The sequence below is a fragment of the Achromobacter xylosoxidans genome (genome assembly GCF_001457475.1).
GTDB lineage: Bacteria > Pseudomonadota > Gammaproteobacteria > Burkholderiales > Burkholderiaceae_B > Achromobacter > Achromobacter xylosoxidans.
On sequence record NZ_LN831029.1, the window covers coordinates 1,803,480 to 1,816,880 of the forward strand.

General features: G+C 67.1%; 14 protein-coding genes. 11 read left to right on the forward strand and 3 right to left on the reverse strand.

The window, feature by feature from the left end; translation table 11 throughout:
- The first annotated feature begins 14 nt into the window (after positions 1–14).
- From cysT to AT699_RS08115, 8 genes are all read left to right on the forward strand, one after another.
- A complete protein-coding gene (gene cysT, locus AT699_RS08080) occupies positions 15–905 on the forward strand; it encodes a sulfate ABC transporter permease subunit CysT (RefSeq protein WP_006388284.1) in 891 nt (296 codons plus the stop codon).
- A complete protein-coding gene (gene cysW, locus AT699_RS08085) occupies positions 902–1,801 on the forward strand; it encodes a sulfate ABC transporter permease subunit CysW (RefSeq protein ID WP_006388285.1) in 900 nt (299 codons plus the stop codon). Before cysT ends, cysW begins: the two co-directional genes overlap by 4 nt.
- 25 nt (positions 1,802–1,826) lie before the next feature.
- Entirely contained in the window at positions 1,827–2,891 is a 1,065-nt protein-coding gene (locus tag AT699_RS08090) for a sulfate/molybdate ABC transporter ATP-binding protein (RefSeq protein ID WP_006388286.1), read from the forward strand.
- Positions 2,888–3,634 (forward strand): phosphoadenylyl-sulfate reductase, encoded by a 747-nt coding sequence (locus AT699_RS08095; RefSeq protein ID WP_006388287.1) that lies wholly within the window; start codon positions 2,888–2,890, stop codon positions 3,632–3,634. The genes AT699_RS08090 and AT699_RS08095 overlap by 4 nt, the downstream gene beginning before the upstream one ends.
- Before the next feature lie 39 nt (positions 3,635–3,673).
- A complete protein-coding gene (gene cysD / locus AT699_RS08100) occupies positions 3,674–4,582 on the forward strand; it encodes a sulfate adenylyltransferase subunit CysD (protein WP_024068186.1) in 909 nt (302 codons plus the stop codon).
- Positions 4,583–4,625: 43 nt separating this feature from the next.
- Positions 4,626–5,924, forward strand: coding sequence for a sulfate adenylyltransferase subunit 1 (locus AT699_RS08105; protein ID WP_024068187.1), 1,299 nt, complete (start codon positions 4,626–4,628; stop codon positions 5,922–5,924).
- Positions 5,925–6,136: 212 nt separating this feature from the next.
- Positions 6,137–7,555, forward strand: coding sequence for a PA0069 family radical SAM protein (locus AT699_RS08110; RefSeq protein ID WP_058207266.1), 1,419 nt, complete (start codon positions 6,137–6,139; stop codon positions 7,553–7,555).
- Positions 7,556–7,624: 69 nt separating this feature from the next.
- The gene (locus AT699_RS08115; protein WP_024068189.1) at positions 7,625–8,077 is read left to right on the forward strand and encodes a hypothetical protein; all 453 of its coding nucleotides are present in this window, start codon (positions 7,625–7,627) and stop codon (positions 8,075–8,077) included.
- Between the two features lie 80 nt (positions 8,078–8,157).
- Here AT699_RS08115 and AT699_RS08120 read toward each other — a convergent pair whose 3' ends face one another.
- On the reverse strand, positions 8,158–9,030 hold the full coding sequence (locus AT699_RS08120) for a DMT family transporter (RefSeq protein WP_026382787.1): 873 nt from the start codon (positions 9,028–9,030) through the stop codon (positions 8,158–8,160).
- A 239-nt stretch (positions 9,031–9,269) separates the two neighbouring features.
- Between AT699_RS08120 and rplS the strand changes: the two genes are divergently transcribed.
- Entirely contained in the window at positions 9,270–9,650 is a 381-nt protein-coding gene (rplS, locus tag AT699_RS08125) for a 50S ribosomal protein L19 (RefSeq protein ID WP_006218237.1), read from the forward strand.
- Between the two features lie 123 nt (positions 9,651–9,773).
- On the forward strand, positions 9,774–10,505 hold the full coding sequence (locus AT699_RS08130) for a CoA pyrophosphatase (protein ID WP_006388293.1): 732 nt from the start codon (positions 9,774–9,776) through the stop codon (positions 10,503–10,505).
- Positions 10,506–10,536: 31 nt separating this feature from the next.
- Here the strand turns inward: AT699_RS08130 and rsgA are convergent, their stop codons facing one another.
- Together rsgA and AT699_RS08140 are read right to left on the reverse strand one after the other, a co-directional pair.
- Entirely contained in the window at positions 10,537–11,499 is a 963-nt protein-coding gene (gene rsgA / locus AT699_RS08135) for a ribosome small subunit-dependent GTPase A (RefSeq protein WP_024068190.1), read from the reverse strand.
- The gene (locus AT699_RS08140; protein ID WP_024068191.1) at positions 11,496–12,746 is read right to left on the reverse strand and encodes a M48 family metallopeptidase; all 1,251 of its coding nucleotides are present in this window, start codon (positions 12,744–12,746) and stop codon (positions 11,496–11,498) included. Before AT699_RS08140 ends, rsgA begins: the two co-directional genes overlap by 4 nt.
- A 76-nt stretch (positions 12,747–12,822) precedes the next feature.
- Here AT699_RS08140 and orn point away from each other — a divergent pair, with 76 nt between their 5' ends.
- On the forward strand, positions 12,823–13,368 hold the full coding sequence (gene orn, locus AT699_RS08145; RefSeq protein ID WP_026382789.1) for an oligoribonuclease: 546 nt from the start codon (positions 12,823–12,825) through the stop codon (positions 13,366–13,368).
- The last annotated feature ends 33 nt before the right edge of the window (positions 13,369–13,401 follow it).

The following is a 13,401-nucleotide window of genomic DNA, read 5'->3' on the forward strand; positions in this document are numbered from 1 at the left end:
AGCGGACGACGGCCATGACTACAGCCTCGATTCCGACGGCAAAGGGCGCGCGGGCGCCTTTTGCCGTTCGGCGCAACAGCCCGGGCGTGCTGCCCGGTTTCGGCATTTCCATGGGCTACGCGGTGCTGTACCTGAGCGTGCTCGTGCTGATTCCCCTGGCGGCGCTGCCGATCAAGAGCGCCTCGCTGGGCTGGCAGGGCTTCTGGGACGCGGTGACGGCGCCACGGGTGCTGGCGTCGTATCAACTCACCTTCGGCGCCTCGCTGCTGGCGGCGCTGGTGAACCTGGTGTTCGGCACCATCGTGGCCTGGGTGCTGGTGCGCTACCGCTTTCCGGGCAAGAAGATCCTGGACGCGCTGGTGGACCTGCCGTTCGCGCTGCCCACCGCCGTGGCCGGCATCGCCCTGACCGCGCTGTACGCGGAAAAGGGCTGGCTGGGCGCGCCGCTGGCCAACTGGTTCGGCCTGAAAGTGGCGTTCACGCCGCTGGGCATCGTGATCGCGCTGATTTTCATCGGCGTGCCGTTCGTGGTGCGCACGGTGCAGCCGGTGCTGGAAGACATCGAGCGCGAGATTGAGGAGGCCGCCGCCAGCCTGGGCGCGGACCGCTGGCAGACGATCCGCCGCGTGCTGCTGCCGAGCCTGGTGCCGGCGCTGATGACCGGCTTCGCGCTGGCGTTCGCCCGCGCGGTGGGCGAGTACGGTTCGGTGGTGTTCATCGCCGGCAACATGCCGATGGTGTCCGAGATCACGCCGCTGCTGATCATCGCCAAGCTGGAGCAGTTCGACTATGCCGGCGCCGCCGCCATCGCCACCGTGATGCTGGTGCTGTCGTTCGTGCTGCTTTTCGTCATTAATCTGCTGCAGGGCTGGCAGGCCCGTCGTGGCCTCGGGAGACAGGCATGAGCTTTGTTGACCGTCCCGCCCACCTGACCGAGCCGCGCTGGGTGCGCGGCATCCTGCTGTTCCTGGCGCTGGGTTTCCTGGCACTGTTCCTGCTGGTGCCGCTGGCCGCGGTGTTCTACGAGGCTTTCCGCAAGGGCTGGCAGCTGTACCTGGAGGCCATCGTCGAGCCCGATGCGCTGGCCGCGATCCGCCTGACGCTGGTGGTGGCGGCGATCGCGCTGCCGGTGAACCTGGTGTTCGGCGTGGCCGCCGCCTGGGCCATCACCAAGTTCCAGTTCCGCGGCAAGCAGTTCCTGATCACGCTGATCGACCTGCCGTTCTCGGTGTCGCCGGTGGTGGCCGGCCTGGTGTTCGTGCTGCTGTTCGGCACGCAGGGCTGGTTCGGCGACTGGCTGCAGGCGCACGACCTGAAGATCGTCTATGCCGTGCCGGGCATCATCCTGGCCTCGCTGTTCGTGACCTTCCCCTTCGTCGCGCGCGAGCTGATCCCCCTGATGCAGGCGCAGGGCAGCGAGGAAGAGCAGGCCGCGCTGACGCTGGGCGCGAGCGGCTGGCAGATCTTCTGGCGCGTGACGCTGCCCAACATCAAGTGGGGCCTGCTGTACGGCGCCATTCTCTGCAATGCGCGCGCCATGGGCGAGTTCGGCGCGGTCTCGGTGGTGTCGGGCCAGATCCGCGGCCTGACCAACACCATGACCCTGCACGTGGAGATTCTCTACAACGAATACCAGTATTCGGCGGCGTTCGCGGTGGCCTCGCTGCTGGCGCTGCTGGCGTTGGTGACGCTGGTGGCCAAGAACGTGATCGAGTGGCGCAACGCGCGCTACCTGAAGGCGGCGGAACTGCCGGTCGAGTATCCCGGGCCCGCGACGGCCATCAAGCCGGCCGTCGCCTGACGCGGCCGGCCAGACGGAGACAAGCATGAGTATCGAAGTACGCAATCTTTCCAAGCGCTTCGGCCAGTTCCGGGCGCTCAACGACGTCTCGCTGCACATCGAGACGGGCGAGCTGGTGGCGCTGCTGGGGCCTTCGGGCTGTGGCAAGACCACGCTGCTGCGCATCATCGCCGGGCTGGAGTCGGCCGACACGGGCAGCGTGCTGTTCGCCGGCGAGGACGCCACCGCGGTGGACGTGCGCCAGCGCCAGGTCGGCTTCGTGTTCCAGCACTACGCGCTGTTCAAGCACATGACGGTGTTCGAGAACGTCGCCTTCGGGCTGCGCGTCAAGCACCGTTCGCAGCGGCCGCCGGAAGACCAGATCCGGCGCAAGGTGCATGACCTGCTCAATCTGGTGCAACTGGACTGGCTGGCGGACCGCTACCCGGCGCAGCTGTCGGGCGGCCAGCGCCAGCGCATCGCCCTGGCGCGGGCGCTGGCGGTGGAGCCGCGCGTGCTGTTGCTGGACGAGCCCTTCGGCGCGCTCGACGCCAAGGTGCGCAAGGAACTGCGGCGCTGGCTGCGCCGCCTGCACGACGAGCTGAACGTGGCCAGCGTGTTCGTCACGCACGACCAGGAAGAGGCGTTGGAGGTGGCCGACCGCGTGGTGCTGATGAATGCCGGCAAGATCGAACAGGTCGGCACGCCGCGCGAAGTCTGGGAAGGGCCGGCCACGCCCTTCGTCTATGGCTTCCTGGGCGACGTCAACCAGTTGCAGGGCGTGGCCAGCCGCGGCGTCTGGGAAGGGGCGGGCCTGTCGTTGCCGGCGCCCGAACTGGCGCAGGCCGAGGCGCAGCGCGCCACCGCCTATGTGCGGCCGCACGAATTCGACATCGAGCGCTATCGGGCCGGCGCCGCCGGCATTCCGGTGCGCCTGTCCCATGCCTACCTGGCCGGCCCCAGCGCCTACCTGGAACTGGCCAGCGAGGATTCCGACGCCGTCATCGAGGCCGAGGTGCCCGAGCACCTGTACCGGGAGCTCGGCCTGCGCGATGGCGACGTGCTGCTGGCCCGCCCGCGCCGGGCCCGTATCTTCGCGGTGCAAGCATGACGACGGCCGCACTCGATACCGGCCTGGAGCCGGCCCTGGCAGCACGCTGGGACGAACTGCAGGCGCGGCTGGCCGACATCCAGCGGCGCTATCCCGATGCGGCACTGGCGTCGTCGCTGGCGGCCGAGGACATGGTGTTGACGCACGCCATCTACAGCGCCGGCCTGGGCCTGGAAGTCTTCACGCTCGACACCGGCCGGCTGCACGCGGAAACGCTGGGCGTGCTGGACGCGGTGCGCGAGCGCTATGGGCGCGAGGTCACCGTGTACCGGCCCGACGGCGACGCGGTCGAACGCCACGTGGCCGAGCATGGCGCCTATGCCTTCTACGAAAGCGTCGAGCTGCGCAAGGCCTGTTGCCAGATCCGCAAGGTCGAGCCGCTCAAGCGCGCGCTGGCCGGGCGCGGCGCCTGGATCACCGGGCAGCGGCGGGCGCAGTCGGCCACGCGCGGCGAGCTGCACCTGGAAGAAGACGACGCCACCTTCGGGCTCTACAAGTTCAACCCGCTGGCCGAATGGAGCGAAGCGGACGTCTGGGGCGTGATCCGCGCCCTCGGCATTCCGTACAACCCGCTACACGACCAGGGCTATCCGTCCATCGGCTGCGAACCCTGTACCCGCGCCATCCGCCCGGGCGAAGACCTGCGCGCGGGGCGCTGGTGGTGGGAGTCGTCGGATTCCAAGGAATGCGGCCTGCACGCAGGCAACCGGGTCATCGGCATCGTCGCGGCTCCCCGCGACTGACGCCGCCACCCATCAGAAATCCGTTTTAGGGGAATATTCATGTCCGCAGTGATCCAACGCAGCCACCTGGACTGGCTGGAATCGGAAGCCATCTTCATCCTGCGCGAGGTGGCCGCCGAAAGCGAGAAGCCCGTGCTGCTGTTTTCGGGCGGCAAGGACTCGGTGGTGCTGTTGCGCCTGGCCGAAAAGGCCTTCCGCCCGGGACGCTTTCCGTTCCCGCTGATGCACATCGACACCGGCCACAACTTCGACGAGGTCATTGCCTTTCGCGACGCCCGCGCCGCCGAGCTGGGCGAGACCCTGATCGTGCGCAGCGTGGAAGACTCGATCAAGCGCGGCAGCGTGGTGCTGCGGCGCGAGACCGATTCGCGCAACGCGGCGCAGGCCGTGACGCTGCTGGAGGCGATCGAGGAATTCGGCTTCGACGCCTGCATCGGCGGCGCCCGCCGCGACGAGGAAAAGGCGCGCGCCAAGGAACGCATCTTCTCGTTCCGCGACGAGTTCGGCCAGTGGGACCCCAAGGCCCAGCGCCCCGAACTGTGGAACCTGTTCAACACCAAGGTGCACCGCGGCGAGAACATGCGGGTGTTTCCGATCTCCAACTGGACCGAGCTGGACGTCTGGCAGTACATCCAGCGCGAACGGCTGGCGCTGCCGTCGATCTACTTCAGCCACCAGCGCGAGGTGGTGCGGCGCAAGGGCCTGTTGGTGCCGGTGACGCGCCTGACGCCGCCGCAGGACGGCGATGCGGTCGAGCGCCTGTCGGTGCGTTTCCGCACGGTGGGCGACATTTCCTGCACCTGCCCGGTGGCCTCGGAGGCCGCCGATACCGCCGCCATCATCGCCGAGACCGCGGTGACCGACATCACCGAGCGCGGCGCCACGCGCATGGATGACCAGACTTCCGAGGCCTCGATGGAGCGCCGCAAGAAGGAAGGCTATTTCTGATTGCATGAGCGGCCGGCGCCAGCCCGGCCCACAGGGGACGCATATGAACGCAGTAAACGATTCTTTTCTTTCCGGCGCCGACACGGGCGTGCTGCGCCTGATCACCGCGGGTTCGGTCGACGACGGCAAATCGACGCTGATCGGCCGCCTGCTGTATGACAGCAAGGGCGTGTTCGCCGACCAGCTCGACGCCATCTCGCGCGCCAAGTACAAGCGCGTGGCCGAGGGCGCCATCGATTTCTCGCTGCTGACCGACGGCCTGGAAGCCGAGCGTGAGCAGGGCATCACGATCGACGTGGCCTACCGCTATTTCTCGACGCCGGCGCGCAAGTTCATCATCGCCGACGCGCCCGGCCACGAGCAGTACACCCGCAACATGGTCACCGGCGCGTCCACCGCCGACGTGGCGGTGATCCTGATCGACGCCACGCGCGCGGCCGACGGCAAGCTGCTGCCGCAGACCAAGCGCCACAGCACCATCGCCCGCCTGCTCGGCATCCGCCACATCGTGGTGGCGGTCAACAAGATGGACCTGGTGGACTGGGACCCCGCCGTGTTCGAGCGCATCCGCGACGCCTACGCCGACCTGGCGGGCAAGCTCGGCATCGCACACTTCGACGCGCTGCCGTTGTCGGCGCTGAACGGCGACAACGTGGTGACGCTGTCGGACAAGACGCCCTGGTACACGGGCCAGCCGCTGCTGACGCTGCTGGAATCGCTCGATCTGGCGGCCGATGGCCGCGCCGGGCCGCTGCGCTTTCCGGTGCAATGGGTGTCGCGCCACGACGGCAGCCTCAAGGATGATTTCCGCGGCTACGCGGGCCGCATTGCCAGCGGCGTGCTGCGTCCGGGTGACGAGATCGCGGTGCAGCCTTCGGGCGTGACCGCGCGCGTGCAGGAGGTGCGGCTGTTCGATCGCGCGCTGGATGAAGCGGTGGCGGGCGATTCGGTCACGCTGGTGCTCGACCGCGATGTCGACGTGTCGCGCGGCGACGTGATCGTGCATGCGTCGGCGCCGGCGCAGGTGGCGCGCGAGTTCGAGACCGAGCTGTGCTGGCTCGACGCGCAGGCGCTCAACCCTGCGCGCAAGTATCTGCTCAAGCATGGCACGCGCCTGACGTCGGCGAAGATCCGCGCGGTGCTCACGCATCGCGACATCCACGAATTGCAGGAAGTGGAGAACACCGAAGGCACGCTGCGCATGAACGACATCGGCCGCGTCACGTTCACCACGCGCGAGTCGTTGGCGATCGATCGATATGCGGATGTGCCCGCCACCGGCGCATTCATCCTGATCGACGAAGCCACGCATCAGACCGCGGCGGCGGGCATGCTGCGGTAAACCGCAAGCCGGGGCGGAAACGCCTCGGCCGAGCTTGTCTCTGCGGTGTTGTTTTTATTCCAAACCTAATGCTGGCGCGGGTTTCCGGGCGATATCGCAAGATGAAATCGAATTCTCCGGACGCCGTCTTCGTCTTGCGGTAAAGTGGGGCTGTCTTACGGAAAGGCTTTTGGTGCTTGTCAAAGCCACTGTGTTTTTGTACAGTAGTTTTCATGGCACGCACCGATCATTCTTTTCCCGCCGGTTCTGGGTCCCCGGCTGCCGCCCCCGCCGCCTTGCGCGGTCGGGGTGCGGTTACTAATGTTCGGCATCGCTTCCAGAAAGATGACCGCGTGCAGGTCGACGATGGCTGGTCCGCTTCGGGCCTCCCGGCAGATTTCGTCGATGCTGTCCCCAATAATTCTCCCGATGGCGCGTCCGACACGCTCGGCCTGGTAGACCAGGCCGATGCCGCCGCCGTTACGCCCGCGGCCGCCGTCATCCCCAACCTGCCCGACGACCGCCGGGCGCCCGTCGCGCCCAAGACCACCGTCACGGCCGAAGAGGCCCGCAAGATCCTGTCGCGCAACGATTCGCCGGACATCCCCTTCGACGTCGCCGTCAATCCCTACCGTGGCTGCGAGCATGGCTGCGTCTATTGTTATGCCCGCCCGACCCATTCCTACCTGGGCTACTCCCCCGGCCTCGATTTCGAGACGCGGCTGGTGGCCAAGGCCAACGCGATAGAGGCGCTGCGGGCGGAAATCAGCCGCCCGGGTTACAAGCCGTCGCCCATCAACATCGGATCGGCCACCGACGCCTACCAGCCCATCGAGCGCGACTGGCGCCTGACGCGCGGCATGCTCGAGCTGATGCTCGAAACCCGCCACCCGGTCACCATCGTCACCAAGAACGCGCTGGTGGCGCGCGACCTCGACCTCCTGGCGGCGTTGGCCGAACAGAACCTGGTGGTCGTCTACATGAGCATCACCACGCTCGACGCCGGCATGGCCCGCACGCTGGAGCCGCGCGCCGCGGCCCCCTGGCGCCGCCTGGAGGCCGTGCGCAACCTCACCGCCGCCGGGGTGCCGGTCGGCGTGCTGGTGGCGCCCGTGATCCCGTTCATCAACGATGACGCCATGGAACACATCCTGCAGGAATCGAAGGCGGCGGGCGCGCACTACGCCAGCTACACCGTCATCCGCCTGCCCTGGGAAGTCAAAACCCTGTTCGAGGACTGGCTCAACGCCCATTACCCCGACCGTGCCCAGCGCGTGCTGCACCGCATCGAAGACCTGCGCAACGGCCGCCGCAACGATCCCAACTTCGGTTCGCGCATGCGCGGCACCGGCATCTGGGCCGACCTGCTGCGCCAGCGCTTTGCCGTGGCCACCCGCAAGCTGGGCCTGAACCGCCATCGCCTGGCGCTCGACTGCGACCGCTTCCAGCCGCCTGCGCCGGTTGGCGCATCCGCCGCCTTGTTCGGCCCGGGCGCCAATATGGCTGATATCCCCGTTTTTCCATCCCCGGCTGGCGCGAAAGCGTCTTCAGGGGTCCCTTTTGCCAGTGCCGCGCCGGCGGCCGGCGCCTACGGGCGCGGTGCGCGCCAGTTGCGCGCCATGGTCGCCGGCCAGCTGTCGTTGTTCGACTGACCCGCGGCTTGCCCGGGTTGCCGCCGTGGCGTCGTGCCGCGGTTCTTGATCGCGTTAAAGGAGTTCCCCATGAACACCGCTCAACTTTCCGTCCTGCCGGATGATCTCGCCGCCGTTTCCCTCACGCCGCTGCGCCGTGCCGCTCAACGCGTCAGGGCCCTTGGCGCCCGTTTTTCGGGGCTGGCCACGCCTTGGTCCGGCGCGGCGACGGGCCGGGCGGCGGCTGGCGCGGCGACGGTGGACCTGGCGTTGCCTGTCGGCGCAGCCCCGACGGCGCCCGTCGAGACCGAGCCACGCAAGCGTGAGCGCGCCCTGCCTGGCAAATGGCCGTTCCCCCCGGCCGCCGAAGCTGGCGCGTCCGTCGTCCGTGGCCCGCGCGAGCGCAGCCTGGGCAATGCCACGGTCGAGCCGGTGTCGGATCAGGTCAGCGTGAAAAGCATGGTGCTGGACGTGGTGCTGGTGTTGGCCTGGGGCGCGATGATTCCCGCCCTCATGTGGCTGGGCGTGGCCGGCGGCTTCTGAAGGACTCGTCGCCGCCCGGGCCGGCACCCGGGCGCAGGGCGGCGCCTTCGCCGCCGGCCCGCCACGGGGCCGGCGAAGGCTCAGGTCGAGCCAAGCAGTATCACGCCCGCCAGGATCGACAGACAGCCTGCAAGCCTGCCGGGGCCGACCTTTTCCCGCAGCAGGAACATTCCGGCCAGGGTGCCCAGCATCATCGACATTTCGCGGGCGGGCGCCACCAGGCTCAGCGGTGCGCCGTTGCGCAGCGCGTAGAGCACCAGGATGTACCCCAGCGGCGACAGCAAGCCCACCGCCAGGGCCAGGTGCCAATGGCCGCGCATCGATTCCCAGGCCTGGGCGCGGCGGTTCAGCATGTGCGGCGTCATCATGGCGGTGCGGGTGACACAGGTGAACCAGTCGAACAGCACCGGGCTGATCAGCAGCACCTTCACGCCATAGGCATCCACCACGGTATAGGCGGCGATGAACAGGCCGATCACCATGCCCCAGCGCACGCCGACCCAGGCCTGTGGGTTGCGGAAGATCGACAGCCGTCCCTGGGTGGCGATCAGCAACACCCCGATCACCACGCACAGCATGCCGGCAATGCCGGTGCCGGTGGCGGGCTCGCGCAGGAGCAGGAAGGCGCCGGTGGTCGAAAGCAGGGGGCCGGTGCCGCGCGCAATGGGATAGACCACCGATAGATCCGCCACCTGATAACCGCGCTGCAGGCACAGGCTGTAGCCCAGATGCAACAGGCTGGAGGTCAGGATCGCGCCGACGACCGGCCAGGTCCACGTCATGCCGTCATGCAACAGCACCCATACCACCCATGGCGCATACAGCACCGATGCGCACAGCCCGTAGGCGAAGACGAATGGAGCGCCCACCATGGCCGCGCGCTTGGCGAGCAGATTCCACGTTGCGTGGGCCATCGCCGCCAGGACGACCAATAACAGGGACGAGTACGACATGGGGGAACAGCGTCTTATGACGTGTTTGTTACATAAACCGCTAGGGTACCGCAAACCCGCGGGCAGGGCGTCATGTTACCTGAGGCGCCGGGCAAATTTTGGTGTAGAATCATTGGTTTGCCAAATCTCATCCTCTGCTTGCGGTACACGGCCAGGCGCGGTTTTTCAGCCCCGGCCCGAACAACATCGAACGGCAAAGCGCTTTAGTCCGCAAAGGCATGATGATCTAGGAGTTCTCAATGAACCTTATCGCTATCCTGGAACAGGAAGAGATTGCCCGCCTGACCGGCGGTCAAGCCAAGCCTGAATTTGCTCCTGGTGACACCGTCATCGTGAGCGTGAACGTCGTTGAAGGCACCCGCAAGCGCGTGCAGGCCTTCGAAGGCGTCGTGATCGCCAAGCGCAACCGCGGCCTGAACTCCGCGTTCACCGTGCGCAAGATTTCGTCGGGTGAAGCCGTGGAACGTACGTTCCAGCTGTACTCGCCGCAAATCGCCGGCATCGAAGTCAAGCGTCGCGGCGACGTGCGCCGCGCCAAGCTGTACTACCTGCGCAACCGCTCGGGCAAGTCGGCGCGTATCAAGGAAAAGCTGGTCAGCAAGCAAGCCTCGGCGGCTTGATCGCTTATCGGCACACGGCCCTACCAGTGTCGGACGCACACGCCATCCAGCGTTTTCGTTCGGCACGGGTTTCCGGGTTAAAAAGGCACCTGCGAGGGTGCCTTTTTCTTTTTGAAAAGCCGAATGTCTGATTCCTCGTCTTCTGCGCGGCCGCGCCGGCCGCTGGCGCGTCCCGGGTTCGACCCGGCGTCGCAACCCTGGGTGGTCGCCAACGATTCCCTGCCGGCGGTGCCGGCCGGCCTGCTGACGCCCGACCTGCTGCGCGGCACGCTCAGCCAGCCGTCCACCTGGACGCTCGAGCTGTCGCGCGACAATGACCTGCGCTATCCCGGCCGCGAAGGCGCCCCGGTGCCCGCGGCCGTGCTGATTCCGCTGGTGACGCGCGACGATGGCGTGCACATCATGCTGACCCAGCGCGCCGCGCACCTGCACGACCATGCCGGCCAGATCAGTTTTCCGGGCGGCCGTATCGAGACCAGCGATGCGACGCCGGTCGCCGCGGCGCTGCGCGAGGCGCAGGAGGAAACCGGACTGCCGGCCAACCACGTCGAGGTGCTGGGCAGCATGCCCCCGTACCTGACCGCCACTGGATTCTCCATCATCCCGGTCGTGTCTTTGGTTACGCCCGGCTTCCAGCTGGCGCCGGACGCGTTCGAAGTCGCCGAGGTGTTCGAAGTGCCGCTGTCGTTCCTGATGGATCCGGCCAATCACCGTTTGTACGAGGCGCGGCTGGAGGACGGCCGGGTGCGTCACTATTACGGCATGCCGTATGGCCGGCACTTCATCTGGGGCGCCACGGCCGGCATGCTGCGCAACCTTTATCACCTGTTGCGCAACGGCTTCGAGCCGCGTTGAGAGCCGTGCCGGGACCTGCCAACCAGCGGCTTCAATACCGTTGTTGTCCCGCCAGGTTCTCGTCCAGGATGCGCAGGTACAGCGCGTAGCGCGCCGGGTCGATCGCGCCCGCGTCCAGCGCCGCGACCACGCCGCAACCGGGCTCGTGGCGATGGGTGCAGTTGTAGAAACGGCACGACTCGATCGGCTTGGTGAATTCCGGGAAGCCGCGGATGATGTCTTCGCGGCTCAGGTGCTGCAGGCCGAAGGCCTGGAAGCCGGGCGAGTCGATCAGGTCTCCGCCTGGCGCGGGCAGGTGATAGAGGCGGGTGCTGGTGGTGGTGTGCTTGCCCATGTCCAGCGCCGTCGAGTGTTCCCGGGTGGGCGCCGCGGCGTCCGGCACCAGCGCGTTCAGCAGCGTCGACTTGCCCATGCCGCTTTGTCCCAGCAGCAGGTTGGTGCGGCCGGCCAGGCGCGGCGCCAGCAGGGTGTGGACCTTTTCGGGTTCAAGCGCGCTCAGTTCGACGATGTCCACGCCCAGCGCGGCAATCGGCGCCAAGCGGGCGCGGGCGGCGGGTAGCGCGTCGATGATGTCCGTCTTGTTCAGGATGATCAGCGGTTCGATACCGGCGCTCCAGGCGCCTGCCAGCGCGCGGCCGGTGAGGTCGTCGGAGAAGGTCGGCTGCACCGCCACCACGATCAGCAACTGGTCGACGTTCGATGCGAACTGCTTGGACCGCATTTCATCGGAGCGGTACAGCAGATTGCGGCGCGGCAGGATCGCATCGATGGCGCCTTCGTCCTGGCCCTGGCGCGTGATGCGGACGCGGTCGCCGACGGCGGCGCCGGCCTTCTTGCCGCGCGGGAAGCATTTGCGCAGGCTGCCGTCGGCCAGCTCGACGGTGTAGTGGCGGCCATGCGCCGCGATGATGCGGCCTTCGTTGGCGGCATCACCATGCGCGCCCGTCTTGGGCGCTTCCTGGAAGGCGGCCTTGTTGCGATCGTTCATGCTCATGCCGCGGGCGCCGTCAGGTGGCGGATGCGCACGGCGGCGGGGGGATGGCTGTCGTAGAAGGCGGAGTGCACGGGATCGGGAGTCAGGGTGGCGGCGTTGTCGTCGTAGAGCTTGACCAGGGCCGATACCAGGCGGTCCGGCGAGCTCTGTTCGGCCGCGTAGCGATCGGCCTCGAACTCGTCGCGGCGCGAGTACCAGCTGGCCAGCGGCGTGAAGATGAAGGTGAAGACGGGAATGGCCAGGAAGAACAGCAGCAGGGCCATCGCGTCGTTGCGACCGCCCAGCTGGGGCAGTACGCCCAGGCCCACGTAGAACCAGGGTTGCTGCGCGACCCAGCCCAGGATGGCGAAAAATATCAGGGCCGCCGCGAAGCTGAAGACGATGCGCTTGATGATGTGGCGCTTGGCGAAGTGGCCCAGTTCGTGCGCCAGCACGGCTTCGATCTCGTCGGCGTTCAGGCGCGCCAGCAGCGTGTCGAAGAACACGATGCGGCGCGAACGGCCGAAACCGGTGAAATAGGCGTTGCCGTGGGCCGAGCGGCGCGAGCCGTCCATCACGAACAGGCCGTTGAGCGCGAAGCCGCAGCGCTGCGCCAGGCGCTGGATTCGGCCGGCCAGTTCCGGATCGGACAACGGCGTGAATTTGTTGAACAGCGGCGCGATGAACATCGGATAGACGATGAGCAGCGCCAGGTTGAATGCGGTCCATAGCGCCCAGGCCCAGACCCACCAATACTGCCCCGCGCTGCCCATCAGCCACAGCACGGCGGCCGCCAGGGGCAGCCCCAGCACCGCCGCCACCAGCAGGCCCTTGGCTGCGTCCGAGATGAACAGTTCGGGCGTCATGCGGTTGAAACCGAAGCGCGCCTCCAGCTTGAACTGCCGCCACAGCGTGAAGGGCAGGCCCAGCAGGCCCAGCAGCAGCGCCACCGTCACCAGCAACAGCATCTGGCGCAGGAAGTCGTTGTCGGTGAGCTGGCCCACCCAGAGGTCGATGACCTGCAGGCCGCCCATCAAGGTCAGGCAGATCAGCAAGATGGCATCATAGGTGCGTTCGAACATGCCCAGCCTGACCCGCGCCACCGTATAGTCGGCCGCGCGCTGGTGGCTGGCCAGGCCGATCCGATGGGAGAATTCCGGCGGCACCTGGTCGCGATGGCGCGCCACGTGGCGGATCTGGCGGCTGGCCAGCCACATGCGCACGGCGATATCGGTCAGCAGGAAGGCAACGAACAGCAGTGTGAACATGGGCGATGCGGCTGGCTCAAGTGGGGATGTGCGAAAATTGCGTATTGGAAAATCGCGTGTTTTATAGGCAAATTATATGGCTGTGAACGAAAATCGCCTGGTTTGGCTGGACATGGAAATGACCGGCCTGGACCCTGAAAAAGAACGCATCATCGAGGTCGCCGTGGTGGTCACCGAGGCCGACCTGACCGTGGTCGCCGAAGGCCCCGTGCTGGTGGTGCACCAGTCCGACAGCCTGCTCGACGCCATGGACAACTGGAACAAATCCACCCACGGCAAGAGTGGCCTGATCGACAAGGTGCGCGCCTCGACGATTTCCGAAGCGCAGGCAGAGGATACGCTGTTGGCGTTTCTCGCGCAGCACGTGCCGGCAGGCAAGTCGCCGCTGTGCGGCAACACCATCAGCCAGGACCGCCGGTTCATGTTTGCTTACATGCCGCGCCTGGAACAGTTCTTTCATTACCGCAACCTGGACGTCAGCACGCTCAAGGAACTGGCGCGCCGCTGGGCGCCGGCCGTGTACAAGGGGTTCGAGAAGAAGAGCCGCCACGAGGCGCTGGCCGACATCTATGAATCGATCGACGAACTGAAGTACTACCGCGAGCACTTCCTTAAGGTGTAAGCCGCCGCCGAACCGTCGGCAACCGCTCGCGAG

What these genes read in the sequence shown, in the direction of transcription:
- cysT (WP_006388284.1), top strand. Translation starts at nt 15, where the DNA reads ATGACTACAGCCTCGATTCCGACGGCAAAGGGCGCGCGGGCGCCTTTT.
- cysW (WP_006388285.1), top strand. Translation starts at nt 902, where the DNA reads ATGAGCTTTGTTGACCGTCCCGCCCACCTGACCGAGCCGCGCTGGGTG.
- AT699_RS08090 (WP_006388286.1), top strand. Translation starts at nt 1,827, where the DNA reads ATGAGTATCGAAGTACGCAATCTTTCCAAGCGCTTCGGCCAGTTCCGG.
- AT699_RS08095 (WP_006388287.1), top strand. Translation starts at nt 2,888, where the DNA reads ATGACGACGGCCGCACTCGATACCGGCCTGGAGCCGGCCCTGGCAGCA.
- cysD (WP_024068186.1), top strand. Translation starts at nt 3,674, where the DNA reads ATGTCCGCAGTGATCCAACGCAGCCACCTGGACTGGCTGGAATCGGAA.
- AT699_RS08105 (WP_024068187.1), top strand. Translation starts at nt 4,626, where the DNA reads ATGAACGCAGTAAACGATTCTTTTCTTTCCGGCGCCGACACGGGCGTG.
- AT699_RS08110 (WP_058207266.1), top strand. Translation starts at nt 6,137, where the DNA reads ATGGCACGCACCGATCATTCTTTTCCCGCCGGTTCTGGGTCCCCGGCT.
- AT699_RS08115 (WP_024068189.1), top strand. Translation starts at nt 7,625, where the DNA reads ATGAACACCGCTCAACTTTCCGTCCTGCCGGATGATCTCGCCGCCGTT.
- AT699_RS08120 (WP_026382787.1), bottom strand. Translation starts at nt 9,030, where the DNA reads ATGTCGTACTCGTCCCTGTTATTGGTCGTCCTGGCGGCGATGGCCCAC.
- rplS (WP_006218237.1), top strand. Translation starts at nt 9,270, where the DNA reads ATGAACCTTATCGCTATCCTGGAACAGGAAGAGATTGCCCGCCTGACC.
- AT699_RS08130 (WP_006388293.1), top strand. Translation starts at nt 9,774, where the DNA reads ATGTCTGATTCCTCGTCTTCTGCGCGGCCGCGCCGGCCGCTGGCGCGT.
- rsgA (WP_024068190.1), bottom strand. Translation starts at nt 11,499, where the DNA reads ATGAGCATGAACGATCGCAACAAGGCCGCCTTCCAGGAAGCGCCCAAG.
- AT699_RS08140 (WP_024068191.1), bottom strand. Translation starts at nt 12,746, where the DNA reads ATGTTCACACTGCTGTTCGTTGCCTTCCTGCTGACCGATATCGCCGTG.
- orn (WP_026382789.1), top strand. Translation starts at nt 12,823, where the DNA reads ATGGCTGTGAACGAAAATCGCCTGGTTTGGCTGGACATGGAAATGACC.